The following is a 21,111-nucleotide window of genomic DNA, read 5'->3' as shown; positions in this document are numbered from 1 at the left end:
GGATGCCGTGACGGAACAGCGGTCGGGTGAGGCGGTGGAGTCGCAGATCGAGGCGACACCACCGCTGAACCGGATGGTCGTGGCGGTCCTTGCGCTCATCGGCATGCTGATCTCCACGTACATGCTGCTGTACCATGTCGGCCTGATCGGGTCCATCATGTGTGGTACGGGTGGCTGCCAGACCGTGCAGAACTCTCCGTGGGCAGACGTTCTCGGGGTGCCCGTCCCACTCATCGGCCTGCTCGGTTACGGTGTGCTCTTCCTGGCGGCCCTGATCGGTACACGGGCGGGCGGGCTCGCAGACCGGCGCATCGCCGCGGTGCTGGTCACCGGCGCCGTGATCGGTGCCGGCTTCAGCATCTACCTGACGTACCTCGAGATGTACGTGATCCACGCCTGGTGCAGGTGGTGCATCGGCTCCGCGGTCGTTGCCGGGCTTCTCTTCCTTGCCGTGATTCCCGAATTCGCGCGCATGCGCGGGAGCGCTTCGTGAGCCAGACACGCGTACCCGTCCGACTCGTTTTTGCCGACCGCGGCTCGTTTCACGAGATGGTGGTGGATCTGCCAGGCGACGTTCTGGCCCGCTACGATCGTCTCATCGATGCGCTGCGCGAGGACCTTGCGATCACGGGTGAGATCTACATCGACAGGCGCCGCCTGGTCGCGGCGTATCGCGTGGCGGCCGAGTAGCTACTGCTTCCGTTCGATTTCCTTCTTCAGCAGCGCCTGCCATTCATCGAAGGATTTCAGGCCGACGATCGTCCGCTCATTGTTGATGATGAACATCGGCGTGCCGCTTACGCGCGTGCTCGCGGCGAAGATCACATCGGCCAGGATGAGACTTGCCACGCGATCCTCGCGCACGCAGTCGGCATACGCATCGGCGGGTATGCCCAGCTCGCTGGCGTAGCGCGCGAACATGGCCACCGGATCATCGGCAACGTTCCACTCGTCCTGGCTCGCAAAGATCCTGTCGTGCATCTGCCAGAAGCGGTCGCCGAGCGCCCCTGCGCAAAGTGATGCTTCCGATGCCGCCCAGGCGTTCGCGTGGTTCGGCATCGGCAGATGTACGAAGACCCACTGCACATGGCCGGCGCGGATGAAGGTGCTGTCGATCCTCGGGTAAACGGTACGCGCGAACTCGGCGCAGAACGGACACTGGAAATCCGAGATCTCGTAGATGAGCACGGGCGCGGATTGTGGACCCTTCATGCGACTGCGCGAGGCGCGCTCGAAGAACGAATCGCCCTGCGCCGCCACCGGCTGCGCGACGGCCAGCAGGCCGAGCAGCAGGGCGAAACGGGCGAAAGCGGTTGCGTGCATCAACTGGACTCCCGGGATGCGATGGTGCAGCCGCGGCAGCGCGGCCCGGCTAGCGTACACCCTCCTGCCGGCGAACGTGCCCTCGCGCGCGCTCGAGCGTCCACTCGTGAACGATCGCCGGCGGCCATGCGCCGGTTCGTGCCGCTTCCACCAGTGCGGCGGCCTCCGCTTCGGCGCGTCGTGCTGTCGCCTCGTCGATGACACCCGCCCGGCGTGCCTCTGCGAGCTCGTCCTCATCGAGGATCCGCGCGCGGCCGCCCGGCGGCTGCCAGACATCGAGGAACAGGTCCGTCGTGCGCCACTCGTGTCCGTCGAACCCGTCCACCGGCGTCAGCACGTTTGCATACACGCCGGTGAACTCGTCGGCCCGCGTGTGGAAGCGCCCGACGTCGTGCCACGCATTGCGGAACGTGAACCACACGACACTCGCGCCCGGCTCGAGCGCGGTGACGCCACCGATCATGATGTTGCGCCTGACGCTCGCAGATTCGAGCAGCGTCACGACGCAGTCCTGCGTGCGGTGCACGAGGTGCTGCTCGAACCGCTCGTAGCGATCCGGTGGGCGATGGTAGTGGATGACGACGTCGCCGGCGCTCACGCCGACGGACCTGCAGGGTAGAAGCCGCGCCCCTCGTCCGCGTAACGGCGCAGCAACGGTGCCGGCGTGAAGCGGGCGCCGTGGCGCTCCGCCAGCTCCTCGAGGCGTTGCACGATCGAGGAAATGCCGCGGCGGTCCGCATACCGGAGCAGGCCGCCGTGGAAGGGCGGAAAGCCAGTGCCGGTGATCATGCCGAGGTCGACTTCGCCGGGCCCGGGGACGATGCCGTCCTCCAGTGCCCGCGCCGCCTCGTTCACCATCGCGAGAACGGTCCGGTCACGGATCTCGTTGGCGCTGATCTCACGCCGCTCCGACGGGACGGCGGCGCCGAGCGCCTGGTAGATCCCCTCGTTGCGCCCCTTCTCACGGTCCTTCTCGTACTCGTAGAAGCCCTTGCCGCCCTTCCTGCCGAGCAGCTTCGTGTGCTCCAGCGCGATGAGCGGTGGCGCGGGAGCCAGCCGCTCGCCGAACGCCTCGTGAAGCGTGGCGCCGGCATGGCGGGACACGTCGAAGCCCACCTCGTCGAGCAGTCGGAGAGGCCCCATCGGCATGCCGAAACGGGTGAGCACCTGGTCGACAGCTACGACCGATGCGCCGTCCGCGAGCAGCCAGCCGGCTTCGTTGATGTACGGACCAAGGATGCGGTTGACGAGGAAACCGGGCCCGTCTTCCACGATGATCGGCGTCTTCCCCAGCCGGCGCGCGAGCGCGACGATCGTCGCGATGGCCGCGTCGGACGACTGCTGCCCGCGGATGACCTCCACCAGCGGCATGCGGTGCACGGGATTGAAGAAGTGCATGCCGCAGAAGTCGCCGGGCCGCGCGAGCGCGCTCTGCATCTCGCTGACCGACAGCGATGACGTGTTCGTCGACAGCACGCACTCCCCGCGGGTCCGCGACTCGACGTCGGCGAGCACCTGCTTCTTCACGTCCATCCGCTCGACGACCGCCTCGATCACCACGTCGACCTGGCCGAACCCGGAGTACTCCAATGTGGGCGCGATCAGGTCCATCTGCTGATTGGCCTCGCGCTTCGTCAGCCGCCTGCGGCTCACCGCCCCGTCGAACAGCTCGCGCGCGTGACGCAGCCCGCTCGACAATGCGGGGTTGTTGATGTCCTTGAGTCGCACGCCGATGCCGCGCGTGGCCAGCAGCTGCGCGATCCCGCCGCCCATCACTCCCGCCCCGACCACGGCCGCACGCTCCACCTCGCGCGCCGCTGCACCCGCCGGCGCGGCCTTCCTGGCCGCTTCCATCAGGTGGAACACGTGAATCAGGTTCTTGGAAACTTCGCTCACGACGAGCGTGCCGACCGCCCGCGCTTCCACGTCCAGCGCCGCGTCGAGCGGCAGCCCGACAGACTCCTTCATGACCTGCAGCGCAGCCAGCGGGGCGGGGTAGTGCCCCCTCGTCTGCTTCATCACCTGCTTGCGTGCCTGCGAGAACAGCACGCGGCGTCCCGGCATCGTGCCTTCGAGCACCTTCGTCGCCGCGCCGCGACGGTCACGCCGCTCCGGCGGTCGCCCCTGCATGTACGCACGCGCCACCGCTTCCGCGCGCTCGTAGAGCGCCGGTGTGGGCACTGCCTCGTCGATCAGACCCATGCGCTGCGCCCGGCGCGCATCCACGTTGCGACCCGTGAGGATCAGGTCCGAGGCGGCGCGCAGGCCGATCAGGCGCGGCAGGCGAGTCGTGCCGCCGAAGCCCGGGATGATGCCGAGCTGCACTTCCGGAAGCCCGATCTTCGTCTCGGGCCGCTCGCTCGCAAGCCGGTAGGTGCAGGCGAGGATGAGCTCCGTGCCACCACCCAGGCAGATGCCGTCGACCGCTGCGATGGTCGGCACGGCAAGCTGCTCGAGCCGCCGGAAGAGCCGCTGGCCCGAGCGTGCCTTGGCCTCCGCTTCTGCCGGGTCCGTGATCGCCGCGATCGCGTTCACGTCGGCACCGGCAATGAAGCTGCCCTCCTTGCCGCTCCGCACGAGCACCACGCGCACTGCATGCGTGCGCACCAGCTCCTCGAGCTCACCGAGCAGCTGCTCGAGCCGCTGCATCGTCGGCTCGTCCAGCAGGTTGACCTTGCTGTCGGGTCGGTCGAAAACGAGCCAGGCGACGCCGTCGCCCGTCTGTTCGAGCGTCAGCGCCGCCTGGTCGCGCGTTGCCGTCGGACCCGTCACAGCTTGGGCCGGACCTGCGCGTTCTGGCGGTTCAGGATGAGGGTGACCGGATCACTGCCCTCCACCTGGACCGGCACGTTCCAGTACAGCTCTGTGTACGGCAGGTCGTAGCGCGCGTGAATCCACCAGTCGCCCTGCTTCAGCCCTTCGAAGCGCACGACGCCGTTCCCGTCCGTCGTGTCCCAGTGCTCCGTCAGGCCGCTCGCCTCGAGACGCGCTTCGATGACTTCGTTCACCGATGCGAACGCCTCGTCCCCCCAGGCCTGCCGGCGGGCGCGGATCGCCGCACTCTGCTCATTGAACGCGCTCAGCATCTGCGTGTAGCGCTGGTTCGCCTGCTCCATCAGGCGCCGCTGCTGCTGCTCGATCGCCTCCTGCGCGTTGAAGTCGCGGAACGCGACCACGTACTGCGGGCTGCCACGCGACATCTGCTGCATCTGGTCGCTGAGCGTCTTCAGGCTGTCGCGCGCCGCGTTCCAGCGTGTTTCCGACTCGGCGAGCTGCTCCTGCGCCTCGACCAGCGCGTCCTGCAGCTGCGAGAGGCTGTCGGGAATCTCCGGCTCCGGCTCGCCGTAGGCGGTGCGCAGCGAGTCGAAGATCGCGTCGCGGTCGTACGGAATTGCGCGGACCTCGAGGTTCGGCAGCGGTGTCGGCTCTGCTGCGTCGTCGGCCTCGGGGCGGATCGCCGCCTGTACCACGACCTCACCACCGCCGCAGGCGGCGAGTAGACCGCTTCCGGCCACGACAAGGCCCAGCACGAGTCGTCTCATCAGGCTTCTCCGAAATGTCCGAGTTGTCGGTGATCTGCGGGAACCTAAGCGGCGGACCCGCCTTCGATCAAGAACGAGCGCTCAGTCCGGCACGACCGTGGACTGCAGGATGAACATGCGAGGGTCCGCGGGCTGCCCGCCGACCATCACCTCGTAGTGGAGGTGCGGACCGACGGCGAGGCCGGTCTGGCCGACACGGGCGATCGTGTCACCGCGGGCGACCGTCTGCCCGACGCGGGCCAGCAGGCGCGATGCGTGAGCGTAGCGGGTCGTGATCCCGTAGCCGTGGTCGATCTCGACGGTCAGGCCGTACTCGCCCATCGGGCCGGCGTGTACGACGCGGCCATGGGCCGCCGCAACGATCGGCGTGCCCGGACGGGCGACGATGTCGACGCCCTTGTGTGGCCTCGGCCTGTCCAGGATCGGGTGCCAGCGGCTCGAGCTGAAGCCGCTCGTCATGTAGCCGGCCGTCGGGTAGATCGATGGGGTAGCCGCCAGGCGCGCGTGCTTGTTGCGCAGCGTGTCCTCGGCTTCGCGCCAGCTGAACTCGAGCAGTCGCGCCCGCCGGAGCATCTCGTTCACCTGCGACGACGCCTGGAACGCGGAACGGGCGGCGTCGCGGTCGTGCTGCCAGAGCGCCGCCTCCTGCACCCTGGGGCCGCCCGGCCCGCCGATGCCGACCTTGCGCGTGTCCGCATCGATCGGCTCGAGTCCCGCGAGGAGTCGGTACAGCTCGTCCTTCTGCTCCAGTGCCGCAATCGATTCCTGCAGAATCGCCATGCGCCGGCTCAGCGTGTCCAGCTCGCCCGTCAGCGCTGCGTTGTGCTTCGCGAGACGCCGTGCTTCCGCACTGGGTGCCTCGGGGAACAGTGCATTCACCAGCAGCCCGCTCACCAGCGCTGCCACGAGCAGTCCCGCGCCGATCGCCAGTCTGACGATGCCCCGTGTCAGACGGACCTGTCGAACCGGGCGGTTCTCCTCCGAGACCACCACGAGCGTCCACTGTCTTGCTGCCATCAGACTCCAGCCTGGGAGGAACACACGTGCCGATGCAATCGCCTGCAGGGCAGGGACGCAGCGACATGTAGCAGGGCGCCGCCGGGACGAACGGCGCCGCAGGATACCCCGTCGTGCAAACCGCTGTCAAGCACGATCTGACGGATTGCGTGCGTGTCCCGGATGTGCGCGCGGCACTGACATACGCTCGAGCTGCCGTTGCGTTCCCCGTGTTCGCCACAATGGGCGTTGAAACACTGCGCGGCAGCGCGACGGCCTCACACGGGCGTGGTCGGCTTGGGGAAGAGCACGGCGCCCCTGGTGACGCGGCGACCCTGGAGATCGCAGCCGGCGACCTGGTCGAGCAGAGGCGGCGCATCCAGGCCGATGGAGAGTGCAAGGTCCGTCATGCGGCCCGGCATGACGGGAAAGAGCATCGCGGAGAGTGCTGCGAGCGAGCGAGCGAGTGCCGACAGCGTCGCGTCCAGCTCTGCGGCACGTGCGGGGTCCCTGGCCAGTGTCCAGGGTGCCTGCGACTCGACGAAGCCGTTCGCTGCTGCGGCGAGCTCGAGCGCCGCCTGCATGCCCTGGTGATGGAGATGGTCGTCCATCACGCCGCGGTAGCGCACGAGGGTGCGCACGATCTCGGTGTCGAGGTCGGTCTGCGCATGCGCGGGCACGATGCCGTCGCGGTAGCGCAGGATCATCGAGATCGTGCGGCTCGCGAGGTTGCCGATGTCGTCCGCGAGCTCGGCGGTGTAGCGCGCATCGAAGCGCTCCCAGGAGAACTCGCCGTCGCCGTTCCACGGCACATCGCGCACGAGGTAGTAGCGGAACGCGTCGACGCCGTAGCGGTCGATCGCGTCGTCGAGCTCCACTGTAACGCCCTCGGACTTCGAGAGCTTGCCGCCGCCGATCGTGACGAAGCCGTGAGCCCAGACGGCACGCGGCAGGGCGAGCCCTGCACTCATGAGCATGGCCGGCCAGTACACGGCGTGGAAGCGCGTAATGTCCTTGCCGATGACGTGCATGTCGGCCGGCCAGAGCCGCTCCCAGTCTCCGTCAGGGAACCCCGTGGCGGACACGTAGTTGATGAGGGCCTCGACCCAGACGTAGATGACCGCATCGCCCTCGCCGGATTCCGTCGGGAAGGGAACGCCCCAGGCGAGCTGCGCGCGCGAGATCGAGATGTCCTCGAGGCCGCTCTCGACCAGCCGTCGCACCTCGTTCATCCGACTCTGCGGCCGCAGGAAGTCGGGCCGCTCGTCGTAGAGCTTGAGCAGCCGGTCACCGTACGCGGACAGGCGGAAGAACCAGTTCTCCTCCTCCGTCCACTCGACCGTGCGCGTGGGATGAAGCGGGCAGCGGATCGTGCCGGCGGCGTCGCGCGTCAGCTCCTCGTCGCGCTTGAACGCCTCGCAACCGACGCAGTAGTAGCCCTCATACCGGCCGCGGTACACGTCGCCGTTGGCGCGCATGCGACGGATGATCTCCTGCGACGTGAGGCGGTGGCGCGGCTGCGTGGTGCGCATGAAATCGTCGTACGAGATCGCCAGCCGGTCCCACGTCTCCTGGAAGCGCGCACTGATGCGGTCGACCCACTCCTGCGGCGTGACGCCGGCGGCCTGCGCACTCTGCAGCACCTTCACGCCGTGCTCATCGGTGCCGATGACGAAGTGGACCTGCTCGCCCTTCTGCCGGTGATAGCGCGCCATCACGTCGGCACCGATCTTCTCGACCGCATGCCCCAGGTGAGGCGGGCCGTTGGCGTAGTCGATCGCTGTCGTGATGTACCAGGTGTCCTTGGTGTTCACGAGCGCCGCCCCTCTCCACCCCGGTCGCGCGGATTGCCACGGCGTGGGCGGAACGGGTACTGCCCGCCCGGAGCGTCGTTATTGCCATCACCGCGATCGCCCCTCGGGCCCCCATCACCCCGGCCGCCGCCCTCACCGCCCTCGACGACTTCCTGCTTGAGGTCGGCCAGCGCGATCGTGCGCCGGCTGCCATCCTCGTGGCGCAGCGTCACGCGCTCACGCCAGATGTCGACACCGATCACCTTTTCGCGGCCGAGCGATGTCTGCAGCGTGCGACCCTCGCGCGGGAAGCGCTTGCGTGCCGCCACGTACGAGTCGTGCTCGTATGTCAGGCAGCACATGAGCCGGCCGCAGCACCCGGAGATCTGCGCAGGGTTGAGCGAGAGTCGCTGGTCCTTGGCGAGCTGCAGGCTGACCGGCTTCAGCTCCCGGAGCCAGGTCGAGCAGCACAGCTCGCGGCCGCAGCGGCCCACGCCGCCGAGCAGGGCGGCCTCGTCGCGCACGCCGATCTGCTTCAGCTCGATGCGCGTGCGGAACGTACGCGCCAGGTCGCGCACCAGCTCGCGGAAATCGACCCGACGCTCAGCCGTGAAATAGATCGTCAGCTTGTTGCGGTCGTGCTGCCACTCCGCTTCGCTGACCTTCATCTTGAGGCCGTACTGCAGAACCTTCTCGCGCGTGATACGACGCACGCGCGGCTCGTCCTCGCGCAGCTGCACCGCGTTGTCGACTTCCTCGGAGCGTGCGGTGCGCAGCACGCGTCGCTCCGGGACCGGCGCAGAGCAGCCCGTAGAGCAGCCGGAGCATTTGCGCTCCGCGACCGCACCCGCGGCCGTCACCCGCCCGAGATCCTCGCCCCGGTCCGCTTCGACGATGACGTAGTCGCTGATGCCGACTTCCTGCTCCGCGACATAGTACTCGCGGCGGTTTCCCTTGAAGCTTACTTCGACGATCGTAGCCATCCATGCCTCACGTCCCGGCCGGCGTCACCTCACGCCAGGCGCCGAGCGATTCGTACTTCTGCCACCGCTGCCGTCGCAGTGTCGCGGGATCCAGCTCCTTCAGCTCACGCACGCTGCGGATCAGTGCGGACCGGAGTGCTGCAGCGGTCGAATCGGGATCCGTGTGCGCCCCGCCCGTCGGCTCCGGCACGATTTCGTCGACCACGCCGAGCCTGGCGAGGTCACCTGCGGTGAGCTTGAGCGCCTCGGCCGCCTTGTCCTTGGCGGAGGCGCTCTTCCACAGGATCGCGGCGCAGCCTTCGGGCGAAATGACGCTGTAGATCGAGTTCTCGAGCATGAGCAGGCGATCCGCGACGCCCAGTGCGAGCGCACCGCCGCTGCCGCCCTCGCCGATCACGGCGGCGACGATCGGCACGTGCAGCCGCGCCATCTCGCGCAGGTTGCGCGCGATCGCCTCCGCCTGACCGCGCTCCTCCGCGCCGATGCCCGGGTACGCACCGGGGGTGTCGATCAGCGTGATGATCGGCCGGCCGAACTTGTCGGCGAGCTGCATGAGACGGAGCGCCTTGCGGTACCCCTCGGGATGCGGCATCCCGAAGTTGCGCCGCAGGTTCTCCTTCATGTCGCGCCCCTTCTGGTGCCCGATCAGCATCACGGACTCGCCGTCGAGCCGCGCCCAGCCCCCGACGATCGCCTCGTCGTCGCGGAAGCTGCGGTCGCCGTGCAGCTCGACGAAATCCGTGAAGACGCTGCTCGTGTAATCGAGCGTGTACGGACGCTTCGGGTGGCGCGCGAGCTGGACCCGCGCCACCGCGCTCATGTTCTCGTACGTATGCTGGCGGAGCTGCGCGAGCTTCTCCTCGAGCAGCCGCACTTCGTCACCGACCTCGAGGCCGTGCTGCGACGCCAGCGACTCGAGACGCTCGATCTGCGCCTCCAGCTCGCGGATGCCTTCCTCGAAGTCAAGCGGTCGGTCGGTCATGCGTTCCTCACGATTTGACCAGGCGCACTCGGTCGCCGCCCAGGATCTCCCGCAGCTCGGCCAGCAGCATATCGTTCGGCTGCACCTGCAGCGAGCGGGAACGGAGCCGCAGCGTCACCGTCTCCGGCTTCGCGCTGCCGTTGGCGGCATGCTCGGCCTGGTCCGCGACGACCAGCACCGGGGCCTGGCCGGGATGCGCGCGCAGCACCTGCGTTGCCGCATCGATCAGCGCGGTGTCATTGCCGCCATTCAATATGAGCTCGAGGCCGAGCGTGCCGCTTTCGCGCAGCTGCGACAGCGGGATCACGCTGTCCAGGAAGATCGGCGGATCCTCCTCGTCCCGGTCGCGCCCGCTCACCTGCCCGCGGATCAGCACCGGCGCATCCTGCACGATCAGGTCATGATACTGGTCCCAGACGTCACCGAATGCGAGCACGGTGGCGGTGCCGCGGAAGTCTTCGACCTGGATGCGTCCCCATTCGGCCCCGTTGCGCCGTGAGATCTGACGCGAGACCTGTGTCACCACGCACGCCAGCTCGACCTTCTGGTCGCGGAACTGCTTCAGCGAGGACGTGTTCACGTGCTCGAAGACGCGGACCTCGTCACGGAAGCGGTCCAGCGGGTGGCCGCTGATGAAGAACCCCAGGATCTCCTTCTCGCGCGCGAGCCGCTCCGATTCCGGCCAGCGGGGCACATCCGGCAGGGAAGGCTCCGGCCGCTCGACGGGCGCACTCTCGGCGCCGAAGTCGAACAGCGAGGCCTGGCCGCTGGACTTCTCCTCCTGGCGGAGCTGCGCCTCGCGCACGATCAGGTCCAGACCGTCCATCATCTGGGCGCGGTGCGGGTGCGGCTCGCCCGGCGGGGCGAGCTGATCGCACGCACCCGACAGGATCAGCGCTTCCAGCGCGCGCCGGCCGGCGACGCGCAGGTCGATGCGCTCCGCCAGGCTGAAGAGCGAGGTGTACGGCCCTTCCGCGCGGTTCTCCAGGATCGACTGGACCGCCGCGGCGCCGATGCCGCGCAGCGCACCCAGGCCGAAGCGGATCTGGTCGTCGGCGACCGGCGTGAACTTCCAGCCGGACTCGTTCACGTCCGGCGGCAGCACCTGGATGCCATCGAAGCGCTTGCCTGCGCGTGGCGGGATGTAGCGCGCCATCTCCCGGCACTCGCCGATGTAGTGCACGACGTCGTCGGTCTTGTCGAGCACGGACGACAGCAGCGCGGCCATGAACTCCGCCGGGTAGTGCCGCTTCAGCCATGCGGTCTGGTAGCTGAGCAGTGCGTACGCCACCGAGTGAGACCGGTTGAAGCCGTAGCGGCCGAAGGTCACGACCTGCTCGGCGATCTCGTCGACGACGCGCTGCTCGACACCCTTCGCGAGCGCGCGCTCCTTGAACTTGCCGACCTCCTGCTGAATCAGCTCCATGTCCTTCTTGCCGACCGCCTTACGGAGCACGTCCGCTTCCGCCAGCGTGAAGTCGGCCAGGACCTGCGCCATGCGCATCACCTGCTCCTGGTAGGTGATCACGCCGTGTGTCGGCCGGAGCACCTCTTCCAGCAGCGGGTGCGGGTAGCGCACCTTCTCCTTGCCCAGCTTGCGACGGATGTATACGTCCGTCATGCCGCTGTCGAGCGGGCCCGGCCGGATCAGCGCGTTGGTCGCGACCAGGTCTTCGAACGTGTCGCAGCGCATCGCGCGCAGCTTGTCCGTCGCGAGCGGCGATTCGAACTGGAACACGCCGGTCGTACCGCCGCGCGCCAGCATGTCGTAGACTGCCGGGTCGTCCAGCGGCACGTCCTCGATGCGTGCGTACTCCTCGCCCGAATCCGGATGGCGCAGTGCGCCGTGCCGCTGCCGGATCGCGGTGACCGCGTCATTGATCACGGTCAGCGTCTTGAGGCCGAGGAAGTCCATCTTGAGCATCCCGGCCTGCTCGAGCGCGATCATGTCCCACTGCGTGACGAGCACGCCATCGTCGCCCGCCTCCGCAGCGGCGCCCGAGCCGCGCGTCGGCTGCGTGCAGACCGGCACGTACTCGTGCAGCGGCCCCGGCGCGATGACGACGCCGGCAGCGTGCACGCTCGCGTGGCGCGACAGTCCCTCGAGCACCTTGGCGTACTCGACCAGCTGGCGCACGCGCGTGTCGCTCGCGATCAAATCGCGCAGCTCGGGAATCTGCTCCGCGGCTTCCGCGACCGTCAGCGAGTTGTTCGGCGCGTTCGGAATCAGTTTCGCGAGCCGGTCCGTCTCCGACGGCTCGAAGCCGAGCACACGGCCGACGTCGCGGATCACGGCCCGCGACTTCATCGTGCCGAACGTGATGATCTGCCCGACCGAGTCCTTGCCGTACTTCGCGCGCACGTACTCGATCACCTCGCCGCGGCGCTCGTAGCAGAAGTCGACGTCGATGTCGGGCATCGACACGCGGTCGGGGTTGAGGAAGCGCTCGAACAGCAGGTCGAAGCGGATCGGGTCGACATCCGTGATGCCGAGCACGTACGCGACGATGGAGCCCGCTGCCGAGCCGCGTCCCGGCCCGACCGGGATGCCGTGCTCCTTCGCCCAGTTGATGAAGTCCTGCGTGATCAGGAAGTAGCCGGCGTAGTCGGCCTTGGGGTTGGTGATCACGCCCAGCTCGTAGTCGATCCGCTCGCGCAGCTCCGGCGTCAACTCGCCCAGACGCTCCGGCGCCTTGTCGTAGACCAGCTTCCGCAGCAGTGAAGGCTCGTCGGACACGTCCTCCGGCAGCGGGAACTGCGGCACGTAGTACTGCTTCCGGAACGCGACGTTGACGCTGTCGGCGATCGCGAGCGTATTCTCGACGACCTCCGGGCGGTCGGGGAAGCGTGCGGCGATCTCCTGTGCGGTCTTGAAGTACAGACCGCGATCGTACTTCATCCGGTTTTCGTCGCTGCGGTCCTTGCCCAGGCCGATGCAGAGCAGGACGTCGTGCGCGTCGTGGTCTTCCGCCCGCAGGAAGTGCGCATCGTTGGTCGCGACGAGCGGCAGTCCCATTTCGTCCGCGAGGCCGATCACCTGGCGGTTGAGCTGGTGCTGTCCCTCGGAGTCGTGGGCCTGCACCTCGAGGTAGTAGCGGTCACGGAACACGTCCGCATACCACGCGGCCGCTTCCCGCGCCTGCTCCTGGCGCCCCGCCATCAGGTGCCGTGCGACCTCGCCCGCCATGCAGGCGGACGTCACGATCACCCCCTCGGAGTGCTGTCGCAGCACCTCCCGGTCGATGCGCGGACGGTGGTAGAAGCCTTCCAGGTACCCGATCGAGGTGAGCCGGACGATGTTGCGGTAGCCGACCTCGTCGCGGGCGAGCAGCACCAGGTGATAGTACTTGTCCTCACCGGAGCCGCCGCTCTTCACGCGCCGGTCGCCCGGTGCCACGTACGCCTCCATCCCGAGCAGCGGCTTGATGCCGTGCTTGCCGGCCTGCTGCTGGAACGTCCACGCGCCGAACATGCAGCCGTGGTCGGTCAGCGCGAGCGCAGGCATCTCGAGATCGACGGCGCGCCGGACCAGGTCGCCGAGCCGGTTCGCGCCGTCGAGCAGCGAGTATTCGCTGTGGGTGTGCAGGTGTACGAACGACATCCGTTACTGCCGCCTCTTCTTCAGGACTGCGCGCCCGCGCACGTGAAGGAATCCAGGATCGTCTGGAACTGGATCATGTACTCGACCTTGCCCCGACCTGGCGCGAGCAGCCAGGCGTCGAGCAGGTACGTCTCGTTGCGTTCGGGGCACGGGACCATGCGCGTGACGAAGACACCCGCCTCCGGGAACGACGGGTCCGCGCTCTGCCACACGCCCTGCACCTCGATGCCGCCCTGCGGCAGGGAGCTGGTGATGAGCGTATCGCGCAGGGTCGCCTGCGGCGGCCGCGTGTAGTACTCCGCCGCGATCCGATCGCGCCAGTCGAGCGCCGCCTGCGGATCCGCGGGCAGCACACCCTCGCGCCGCGCAATCCCGATCGAGCGGAACAGCGTGCCCCCCATCTGCGCGTCGCTGCGGAAGATGTGGACCGAGTCGCTGGCTGCGGTCGGGTTGTACACGTTGGGAATGGTGATGCCGAAGCCGTAGCGCGCGAGGAGCGAGTCGCGTGTCGCGGTGTCCTCGCCCGAGGCGAACATGCGCTGCGCAACGTAGCGACGGAACAGCGCGTCGTAGGTTGCGCCGAGCGAGTCGGCGAGGGCGAGGGCATCGGCCGCGGCATTGTCAGGGGACAGGACCAGCGCTGTCACGAGCTGCCCCCGTGCCCAGACGTCCGTCTTCTGCACGATCGACGGCGGCTGCACCGACCCGTCGCTCACGACCGGCGAGATCCAGCCATCGCCGGGCACCCCGATCGCCAGCACCTGCACGAAGCCGCGCAGCTGCTCCCAGCGAGGATCGAGCGGTGTCATCTGCTCTACCTCGAAGGTGCGCTCGTTGCGTGTCGTGAAGACCCGCGGTTCGAGCGCCGTCGAGAGGCTGTCGCCAACTTGGGCCCAGAGGGAGTCGACGGCCAGGACGACGATGGTGTTGAAGTCGCCGAGCGCCCGCGCCGAGCTGTCGGGATCACAGCCGAGCAGCGTGGCGGACGCCAGCGCGACGGAGGTCAGCCGGGCGTATTTTGTTCGCATTACTGAACTTGGCTCGAGGCGATGGCGGTCGTGAAAGGAAAAAGGTAGCGGCGGCCAGAGGGCGCTGCAACGGCGCGCAGCAGGGCGCCGTGGTGTTTGACCGCATTCCGCCAGGCGGGCTAAGCTGCCGTTCCCCGACGCTGATGAAAATGGTGCACGCATACGACTGTATACCTGAGTGGCGCGCTGCGCGCGCCCGCGCCGGACGGATGCTCCTGGCGCTCGATTTCGACGGGACGCTCGCGCCGATCGTTCCCGTACCTGACGACGCCGCATTGCTGCCCGGCGCCCGCGCCGCGCTCCAGCGCCTGCTCGACCGGGAGGACATGCTCGTTGCGGTCGTGAGCGGGCGAGCGCTGGAGGATGCACGCGCACGCGTCGGCCTGGGCGAGATCTATTACGCCGGAAACCACGGCCTGGAGATCGAGGGCGCGGGCGTGGAGCGTATTCACCCGGAGGCGCTGGAAACGACGCATGTCGTGGCGGAGTGCAGGGCCGCGCTGGAGGCGGAGTTTCGCGCGGAACCCGAGGTGCTGGTCGAGGACAAGCATCTCTCGCTGTCGGTCCATTTCCGACTGGTGAGAGACGAAGCCAGGGAGCAGGCGATACGGGCGCGGGTCGAGCGCTGCTGCGGCGGACGTCGCGGCCTGCGTCTGCTGGAGGGCAAGAAGGTCGTGGAAGTGCGTCCCGACGTGGAGTGGGACAAGGGCAGGGCCACGAGCTTCCTCGTGGAGACGCTGCTCGGCAGCAACGGCATCGCACCGGTGATCTACATCGGTGACGACCGCACGGACGAGGACGCATTCCAGGCGTTGCGCGGCCGTGGCGCCGGTGTGCTCGTCGCGCCCCATCGGCTGGAACACTCCGCGGCCACCGCGTGGGTCCGCTCCCCGGATGAGGTGATCACCCTGCTCGAGAGGCTTGCGGACGACGCATGAGCCACGACGGCCCATCATCGGGCGGCGGGATGGGGACGCAGATCGTGCTTGCGATCTCCCTGCTCGGAGTGATTGCCAGCATCCGGTTTCTGCGTGATGCCTTCGTCCCCGGTTCGTTCGGACTTCCGGAAACCGCCGTAGGCGCAGCAGGCTCGGCGATGGCTGCCGGGTTCCTCTTCCTGTTCGCGTTCACGCTGGGCGGCATCGCGCAGTTGCTCGGACTGCCGAAAATCACCGGTTATCTGCTCGGCGGGATGCTCGTGGGACCGGAACTGCTCGGCACGCTCTCGGCCCGCAACATCGCCGATCTTTCCGTCGTCAATGGCTTCGCGATCGGCGTGATCGCCTTTGTCGCGGGGGCCGAGCTGCGACCGCAGCTTCTGCGGGAGCGAGGCGGCATCATCCTGCGGATCCTGGTCTGCGAGATCGGGATCGTCTTCGTGCTTCTCGCAGCGGTTGCGCTCCTGCTCCGCGAGTTCGTCCCATTCCTCGCCGGGCTCCCGTTCGCCGCGGCCGTAGCGATGGCGTTCGTCTTCGCATCGATCGCAACCGTGCATTCACCGGCCGTGACGATTGCGTTGCTCAACGAGGTGCGATCGAGCGGACCTGTCACCAGCACCACCCTCGGCGTCGTCGTAGTGGCCGATGTGCTCGTCGTGCTGCTGGCGACGCTCTCCATCGCGGGCGCGCAGAGTGTACTCTCTCCCGAAGCCGGCTTCGATATCGCCGCGATCGGCACGATCGCATGGGAGCTGATCGGCGCACTCGTCGCCGGCGCACTGCTCGGTCTGCTCATCGACCTGTACCTGCGCCGCGTCGGTACCCGGCTCGTCATCTTCGTCATCTTCGTTATCTTCTTCGGGTACGAGCTCGCCGACGTGCTGCACGTCGAGTACATGCTCTTCATGCTCGCGGCCGGTTTCTTCGTGGAGAACATCAGCCCCGTGGACGGCGAGCCGCTGATCGAGGCGATCCAGGATGCGAGCGTGCCCGCCTACGTGATGTTCTTCAGCGTCGCCGGCGGCTCGATTCACCTGCGCGAGCTTGCGATGCTGTGGCCGGTCGCGCTCGGAGCGGTTGCGCTGCGGGCGGGAGGGCTGTGGCTCGGAACCCGCATCGGCGCAGAATGGGCACAGGCGGAGCCGCAGGTGAAGCGGTACACGTGGATGGGACTGGTGTCTCAGGCGGGTGTCGCACTCGGGCTTGCGACCGTCGCGAGTCGGGCACTCGGCGAGTACGGAGGACAGATCCAGACCATGTTCCTTGCCATGATCGCAATCCACGAGATCATCGGCCCCGTGCTGTTCCGCACGGCACTGTCGCGCGCCGGTGAGCTGCCGGCGCAGGCCGAGGAGGTTCACACGGTCCGACAGGCACATGCGTGAGTACAGAGTCGTGCGAGCAGGCCTGTTCGGGCGCAGATTGCCGGCAGCCGTTGCGCTCGCGTCCGCAACGGCGTGCGCGGTTGCGCCCGCCACACTCCCGGAAGCACCGAGGGACGCCGCCTCCTCGCGCGCCGCACTCGCAACCCTGATCGTCGACAACCGCTCCCAGCGCCGGCTGACCGTCGGCTACGACTACCTGGAGTCGGGCGGCGGCCACGTCGTCATCGGTCGCGTCGAGCCCGAGACGATCGACACCATGCCCCCCGTGCCCGCGCGCGAGCCGATCGTTCTGTTCGCCCGCGACGAGGCGGGCGCGCTGCTGCAGGACGCACCGCGCGCGATCGACATCGACAGCACGTTCACATGGGTGATCGCCCGCGACGCCGCGTTCACGCCGCCCCCACGATGACTGTTCACGCGCGCGACCACAACGGCCACCGGGAAGCTCAGCAGCTGCGGCAGGGGCGCAGCGACGAGCACGAGCATGGGCACAGGCACGATCACGTGCACGACCATGGCCATGAGCATGACCACAGTCACGATCTGCGTGAGCTGGGTCGACGCCGACTCTCCATCGTGCTCGCGATCACCGCGGCGTTCATGGTGGTCGAGCTGGTCGGCGGCATCCTGGCAAACTCGCTCGCGCTCGTCGCCGATGCGGCACACATGCTCAGCGACGTCGCCTCCCTTGCGCTCGCCATCTTTGCGCTCTGGTTCTCGCGACGACCCGCCACGGCGCGCCGCAGCTTCGGCTACCTGCGCATCGAGATCCTCGCCGCCCTCATCAACGGCGCCACCCTGATCGCGCTCTCCCTGCTCATCTACTGGCAGGCCTGGTCACGCCTGCGTGTGCCGCAGGAGGTCGAGGGCGGACTGATGCTGGCGGTCGCCAGTGGCGGCCTCCTCGTGAACATCGTCGGGGCACTCCTGCTGCACGGCGCGTCCGGTCACTCCCTGAACGTGCGCGGCGCCTATCTCCACGTCCTCGGTGACCTGCTCGGCTCCGTCGGCGCCATCGCGGCCGCACTCGTCATCCTCTTCACCGGCTGGATGCCCGCCGACCCCATCATCTCCGCCCTGGTCGCAACCCTCATCCTTTACAGCAGCTTCCGCCTCGTGCGCGAGAGCGTCGACGTGCTGCTCGAGGCGACCCCCTCCCATATCGACCTGGCCGACGTACAGGCGCGCATCGAGAGCATCTCCGGCGTCGAGCGCGTCTACGACCTCCACGTCTGGACCCTCACCAGCGGCTTCGTCGCCATGAGCGGCCATGTCGTCATCACGGACGCGGCCACGCACCGCACCGTGCTCGACGCGATCCACCAGCGCATGCACGACGACTACGACATCAACCATGTCACGGTGCAGATCGAGCCGGTCAGGCTGTACCGGATCGAAGGCTGAATACACGGCGGGTTTTGGGCGATGGGTGGTGCGAGAGGGGTGGTGGGCACTTCGGGAACGACGGGGTTAACGGGCGAAGGGCGCCCGCCGCCCGCCGCCCCAGGGTGTTCCCGAAGTGCCCACCACCCATCTCGCACCACCCACCCGCCCACAACCCGCAGTTTTCCGTCCGAAATTGGGGGGTGCCGCCTACCCATCCAGTCCCGTTATTTTCAAGGGCTCTACACGAGACCCGAACGATCCGACACATGATCCGCAACATTGCCATCATTGCACACGTCGACCACGGCAAGACCACACTGGTCGACAAGATGCTGCGCCAGGCCGGCGCTTTCCGCGACAACCAGGTCGTGGAGGAGCGGGTCATGGACTCCAACCCGCTCGAGCGCGAGCGCGGGATCACGATCCTTTCCAAGAACACGTCGATCCACTGGCGCGAGCACAAGGTCAACATCGTCGATACGCCCGGCCACGCCGACTTCGGCGGCGAGGTCGAGCGCATCCTGCGGATGGTCGACGGTGTGCTGCTGCTGGTGGACGCCTTTGACGGGCCGATGCCTCAGACGCGCTTCGTCACGCGCAAGGCGCTCGCGCTCGGGCTGCAGCCGATCGTCGTGATCAACAAGATCGATCGCGACGGCGCGGACCCGCTGCGTGTCCACGACGAGGTGCTGGAGCTGTTCATGGAGCTGGAGGCGGACGAGGCGCAGCTGGACGCCCCCTTCCTGTACGCCTCCGGCCGCAACGGCTACGCGGTCCGCGAGCTGGACCAGCCGCGCGACAGCCTGGAGCCGCTCTTCGAGGCGATCCTCGAGCATGTGCCGCCGCCGCCGAGCGATGCAGAGGCGCAGTTCCAGATGCTGGTCTCGACGATCGATCACTCGCCCTACCTGGGCCGCCTGGCGATCGGCCGGGTCGAGCGTGGCAGTGTCAACGTCGGTGATTCGATCCTGCTGCTCGCGCATCGCACCGACGACGTGGTGGGCTTTGCACCCGACGAGGGCGACCGCCAGGGGCGCGTCTCGAAGCTCTACACGTTCGAGGGGCTGCAGCGCGTGGAGGTGCAGAGCGCATCGGCCGGCGATATCGTCGCGCTCGCCGGTATCGAGGACGTGGAGATCGGCTCGACCATCACGGACCCTGAGCGACCGGAGCGGCTCGCCGGCATCGCGGTCGAGGAGCCGACGATCTCCGTCGACTTCATGGTCAACATGTCGCCGTTCGCAGGCCGTGACGGCAAGTACGTCACGAGCCGCCAGCTCCGCGACCGGCTCTACAAGGAGCTGGAGCGCAACGTCGCCCTGCGCGTCGAGGACACCGACTCGCCCGACACCTTCACCGTGAGCGGCCGCGGCGAGCTGCACCTCGGCATCCTCATGGAGACGATGCGCCGCGAAGGCTACGAGTTCGCCGTTTCCCGACCGCGCATCATCACCAAGAAGGGCCCCGACGGCGAGACGCTGGAGCCGTACGAGGAGGTCGTGATCGACGTGCCCGAGGCGTTCGTCGGCGTCGTCATCGAGAAGCTCGGCAGCCGCCGCGGCGAGATGCTCGAGATGCGGAGCGCAGGGCAGGGCGAGGGCAGCGGGCTGACCCGGATCGTCTACCGCATGCCTGCGCGCGGCCTGTTCGGCTACCGCAGCGAGTTCCTGACGGACACGCGTGGCGAAGGCGTGCTGCACCACCGCTTCAGCGGCTATGGACCCTGGGCCGGCACGATCCGCAGCCGCGACCGCGGTGTCATGGTATCGATGGCCGACGGCGTTTCCGTGGCCTTCTCCCTCTGGAACCTGCAGGAGCGGGGGGAGCTGTTCATCGGCCCCGGCATCGACGTCTACGAGGGGATGATCGTCGGCAGCAACGCAAGACCCGGTGATCTCGAGGTCAACGTCACCAAGGGCAAGAAGCTCACGAACATCCGCGCGTCCGGTGCAGACGAGGCGATCCAGCTCGAAACGCCGCGCGCCCACACCCTGGAGAGCGCTCTCGAGTTCATCGGCGACGACGAGCTCGTCGAGATCACGCCCGCGGCGATCCGTCTCCGCAAGCGCTTTCTCAAGCAGCACGAACGCAAAAAGGCCGCGCGCGCCGCGAGCTGAGCGGACGCGCCGCCTCTTCCACAGGTCTCCGGAACTCTGTTCATCGCCGCCCACGCGGCGGCAGGGTTCCGGCTCCCGCACCAGCGGACCATTCCATGCAGTTGCGCCGTGCCCCCGCGCCGGCTCGATCGCGTGCTGCCGAGCAGCCAGTGCAACGCCCGTCGACGTTGGGTTCGGGGCGCGCGTTCCGTCTCATCACCGGGCAGAGAGCGACGCATAAATTCTTGGCGTGTTCACAAGGTTTTTCGAGGGAAATAATCCCCTTGACACTCCTGATCATGCCTTTACCTTGGGCCGTCCGACGCGCAGTACGCACGTCGACAGGTGCTGCCTGCGGGGGCCGGCACCATTTCCATACCGCCCTGTCATAGGAGAGTCGGCAAATGGCGGAGGTTCTGCATCGGCGCCGGAGCGCGTGGCTCGAGGACGAGGACATCCCCACGATCCTCGCCGGCGACGAGGACGACTTCGAGGACGATGAGCTCGAAGACGAGGACTGGGACGACGAAGACGACGAGGACTGGGACGACGACGAGGACTGGGACGAGGACTGGGACGAGGACGAGGACTGGGAAGAAGACGAAGACGAAGAGTGGGAAGAGGACCTCGAGGAGGACGTCGAGGACGAGGAGGAATAGCTCCTCCCCCGCTCCGTGAGCTCCGTTCCGCAATCGGAAGGAGCTCTGCCGGCCGGGTCGTTCAGACGGCCGGCACCCTTCGTGAAACACGGGGTTGACGAGTCGGCGACCGTCCTGTATACTGTTCTGCTCGGCGCGTTTCGCGCCAATTGCTCTTTGACAATCGAGGTCGGGTAAGACGTTCGTGTGGGCCTCGCGTGGCGGCATACCTTCCGCCGCGCAGGTGCGGCAACGCACCACGAGGTACTGCAAAGGTAATGATTCCGAACGTTCACAGAACAACACGTGAGCGTTTCGTTGATGAGAGCTGTATCGGACTTTTCTTTTTGGAGAGTTTGATCCTGGCTCAGGACGAACGCTGGCGGCGTGCCTAACACATGCAAGTCGAACGAGTCCAGT

At 67.7% G+C, this 21,111-nt stretch carries 18 protein-coding genes and 1 rRNA gene; 9 read left to right on the top strand and 10 right to left on the bottom strand.

Annotated features, from left to right (window positions below; all coding sequences use genetic code 11):
• The first annotated feature begins 7 nt into the window (after positions 1–7).
• Positions 8–493, top strand: a complete 486-nt coding sequence (locus VFU06_07835) for a vitamin K epoxide reductase family protein (GenBank protein ID HEU5209304.1) — start codon at positions 8–10, stop codon at positions 491–493.
• Positions 490–690 carry a hypothetical protein gene (locus VFU06_07830; protein HEU5209303.1) on the top strand — a complete coding sequence of 67 codons (201 nt, stop codon included), beginning with the start codon at positions 490–492 and terminating at the stop codon, positions 688–690. The genes VFU06_07835 and VFU06_07830 overlap by 4 nt, the downstream gene beginning before the upstream one ends.
• Here the strand turns inward: VFU06_07830 and VFU06_07825 are convergent, their stop codons facing one another.
• The 10 genes from VFU06_07825 to VFU06_07780 all read right to left on the bottom strand — a co-directional run bounded on the left by VFU06_07825 (position 691) and on the right by VFU06_07780 (position 14,248).
• Positions 691–1,323 (bottom strand): thioredoxin domain-containing protein, encoded by a 633-nt coding sequence (locus VFU06_07825; protein HEU5209302.1) that lies wholly within the window; start codon positions 1,321–1,323, stop codon positions 691–693.
• 49 nt (positions 1,324–1,372) lie between these two features.
• The gene (locus tag VFU06_07820) at positions 1,373–1,921 is read right to left on the bottom strand and encodes a DUF402 domain-containing protein (GenBank protein ID HEU5209301.1); all 549 of its coding nucleotides are present in this window, start codon (positions 1,919–1,921) and stop codon (positions 1,373–1,375) included.
• A complete protein-coding gene (locus VFU06_07815) occupies positions 1,918–4,095 on the bottom strand; it encodes a 3-hydroxyacyl-CoA dehydrogenase NAD-binding domain-containing protein (protein ID HEU5209300.1) in 2,178 nt (725 codons plus the stop codon). The genes VFU06_07820 and VFU06_07815 overlap by 4 nt, the downstream gene beginning before the upstream one ends.
• Positions 4,092–4,865, bottom strand: coding sequence for a hypothetical protein (locus VFU06_07810; GenBank protein ID HEU5209299.1), 774 nt, complete (start codon positions 4,863–4,865; stop codon positions 4,092–4,094). The genes VFU06_07815 and VFU06_07810 overlap by 4 nt, the downstream gene beginning before the upstream one ends.
• Before the next feature lie 81 nt (positions 4,866–4,946).
• Complete coding sequence (locus tag VFU06_07805; protein HEU5209298.1) at positions 4,947–5,882, bottom strand: M23 family metallopeptidase; 936 nt, start codon at positions 5,880–5,882, stop codon at positions 4,947–4,949.
• Between the two features lie 257 nt (positions 5,883–6,139).
• Entirely contained in the window at positions 6,140–7,675 is a 1,536-nt protein-coding gene (gene metG, locus VFU06_07800; protein HEU5209297.1) for a methionine--tRNA ligase, read from the bottom strand.
• A complete protein-coding gene (gene ricT / locus VFU06_07795) occupies positions 7,672–8,637 on the bottom strand; it encodes a regulatory iron-sulfur-containing complex subunit RicT (protein ID HEU5209296.1) in 966 nt (321 codons plus the stop codon). Before ricT ends, metG begins: the two co-directional genes overlap by 4 nt.
• Before the next feature lie 7 nt (positions 8,638–8,644).
• Positions 8,645–9,619 carry an acetyl-CoA carboxylase carboxyltransferase subunit alpha gene (locus tag VFU06_07790; protein ID HEU5209295.1) on the bottom strand — a complete coding sequence of 325 codons (975 nt, stop codon included), beginning with the start codon at positions 9,617–9,619 and terminating at the stop codon, positions 8,645–8,647.
• 7 nt (positions 9,620–9,626) lie between these two features.
• Positions 9,627–13,220 carry a DNA polymerase III subunit alpha gene (gene dnaE / locus VFU06_07785; GenBank protein HEU5209294.1) on the bottom strand — a complete coding sequence of 1,198 codons (3,594 nt, stop codon included), beginning with the start codon at positions 13,218–13,220 and terminating at the stop codon, positions 9,627–9,629.
• A 20-nt stretch (positions 13,221–13,240) separates the two neighbouring features.
• A complete protein-coding gene (locus VFU06_07780) occupies positions 13,241–14,248 on the bottom strand; it encodes a DUF4837 family protein (protein HEU5209293.1) in 1,008 nt (335 codons plus the stop codon).
• Between the two features lie 143 nt (positions 14,249–14,391).
• On the opposite strand from VFU06_07780, the gene otsB reads away from it, so the two are divergent.
• From otsB to VFU06_07745, 7 genes are all read left to right on the top strand, one after another.
• Positions 14,392–15,186, top strand: coding sequence for a trehalose-phosphatase (otsB, locus tag VFU06_07775; GenBank protein HEU5209292.1), 795 nt, complete (start codon positions 14,392–14,394; stop codon positions 15,184–15,186).
• Positions 15,183–16,571, top strand: coding sequence for a cation:proton antiporter (locus tag VFU06_07770; protein HEU5209291.1), 1,389 nt, complete (start codon positions 15,183–15,185; stop codon positions 16,569–16,571). The genes otsB and VFU06_07770 overlap by 4 nt, the downstream gene beginning before the upstream one ends.
• The gene (locus tag VFU06_07765) at positions 16,564–16,980 is read left to right on the top strand and encodes a hypothetical protein (protein HEU5209290.1); all 417 of its coding nucleotides are present in this window, start codon (positions 16,564–16,566) and stop codon (positions 16,978–16,980) included. Before VFU06_07770 ends, VFU06_07765 begins: the two co-directional genes overlap by 8 nt.
• Positions 16,977–17,975, top strand: coding sequence for a cation diffusion facilitator family transporter (locus VFU06_07760; GenBank protein ID HEU5209289.1), 999 nt, complete (start codon positions 16,977–16,979; stop codon positions 17,973–17,975). Before VFU06_07765 ends, VFU06_07760 begins: the two co-directional genes overlap by 4 nt.
• Before the next feature lie 248 nt (positions 17,976–18,223).
• Positions 18,224–20,074, top strand: coding sequence for a translational GTPase TypA (gene typA / locus VFU06_07755; protein ID HEU5209288.1), 1,851 nt, complete (start codon positions 18,224–18,226; stop codon positions 20,072–20,074).
• A gap of 383 nt (positions 20,075–20,457) precedes the next feature.
• On the top strand, positions 20,458–20,712 hold the full coding sequence (locus VFU06_07750; protein HEU5209287.1) for a hypothetical protein: 255 nt from the start codon (positions 20,458–20,460) through the stop codon (positions 20,710–20,712).
• A 323-nt stretch (positions 20,713–21,035) separates the two neighbouring features.
• A 16S ribosomal RNA gene (locus tag VFU06_07745) occupies positions 21,036–21,111 on the top strand; the annotation flags it as partial.

This window comes from Longimicrobiales bacterium, from assembly GCA_035764935.1.
In the GTDB taxonomy this organism is placed as follows: domain Bacteria; phylum Gemmatimonadota; class Gemmatimonadetes; order Longimicrobiales; family RSA9; genus DASTYK01.
The sequence above is the reverse complement of the archived record's forward strand: the minus strand, read 5'-3'. Positions and strand labels throughout refer to the sequence as shown.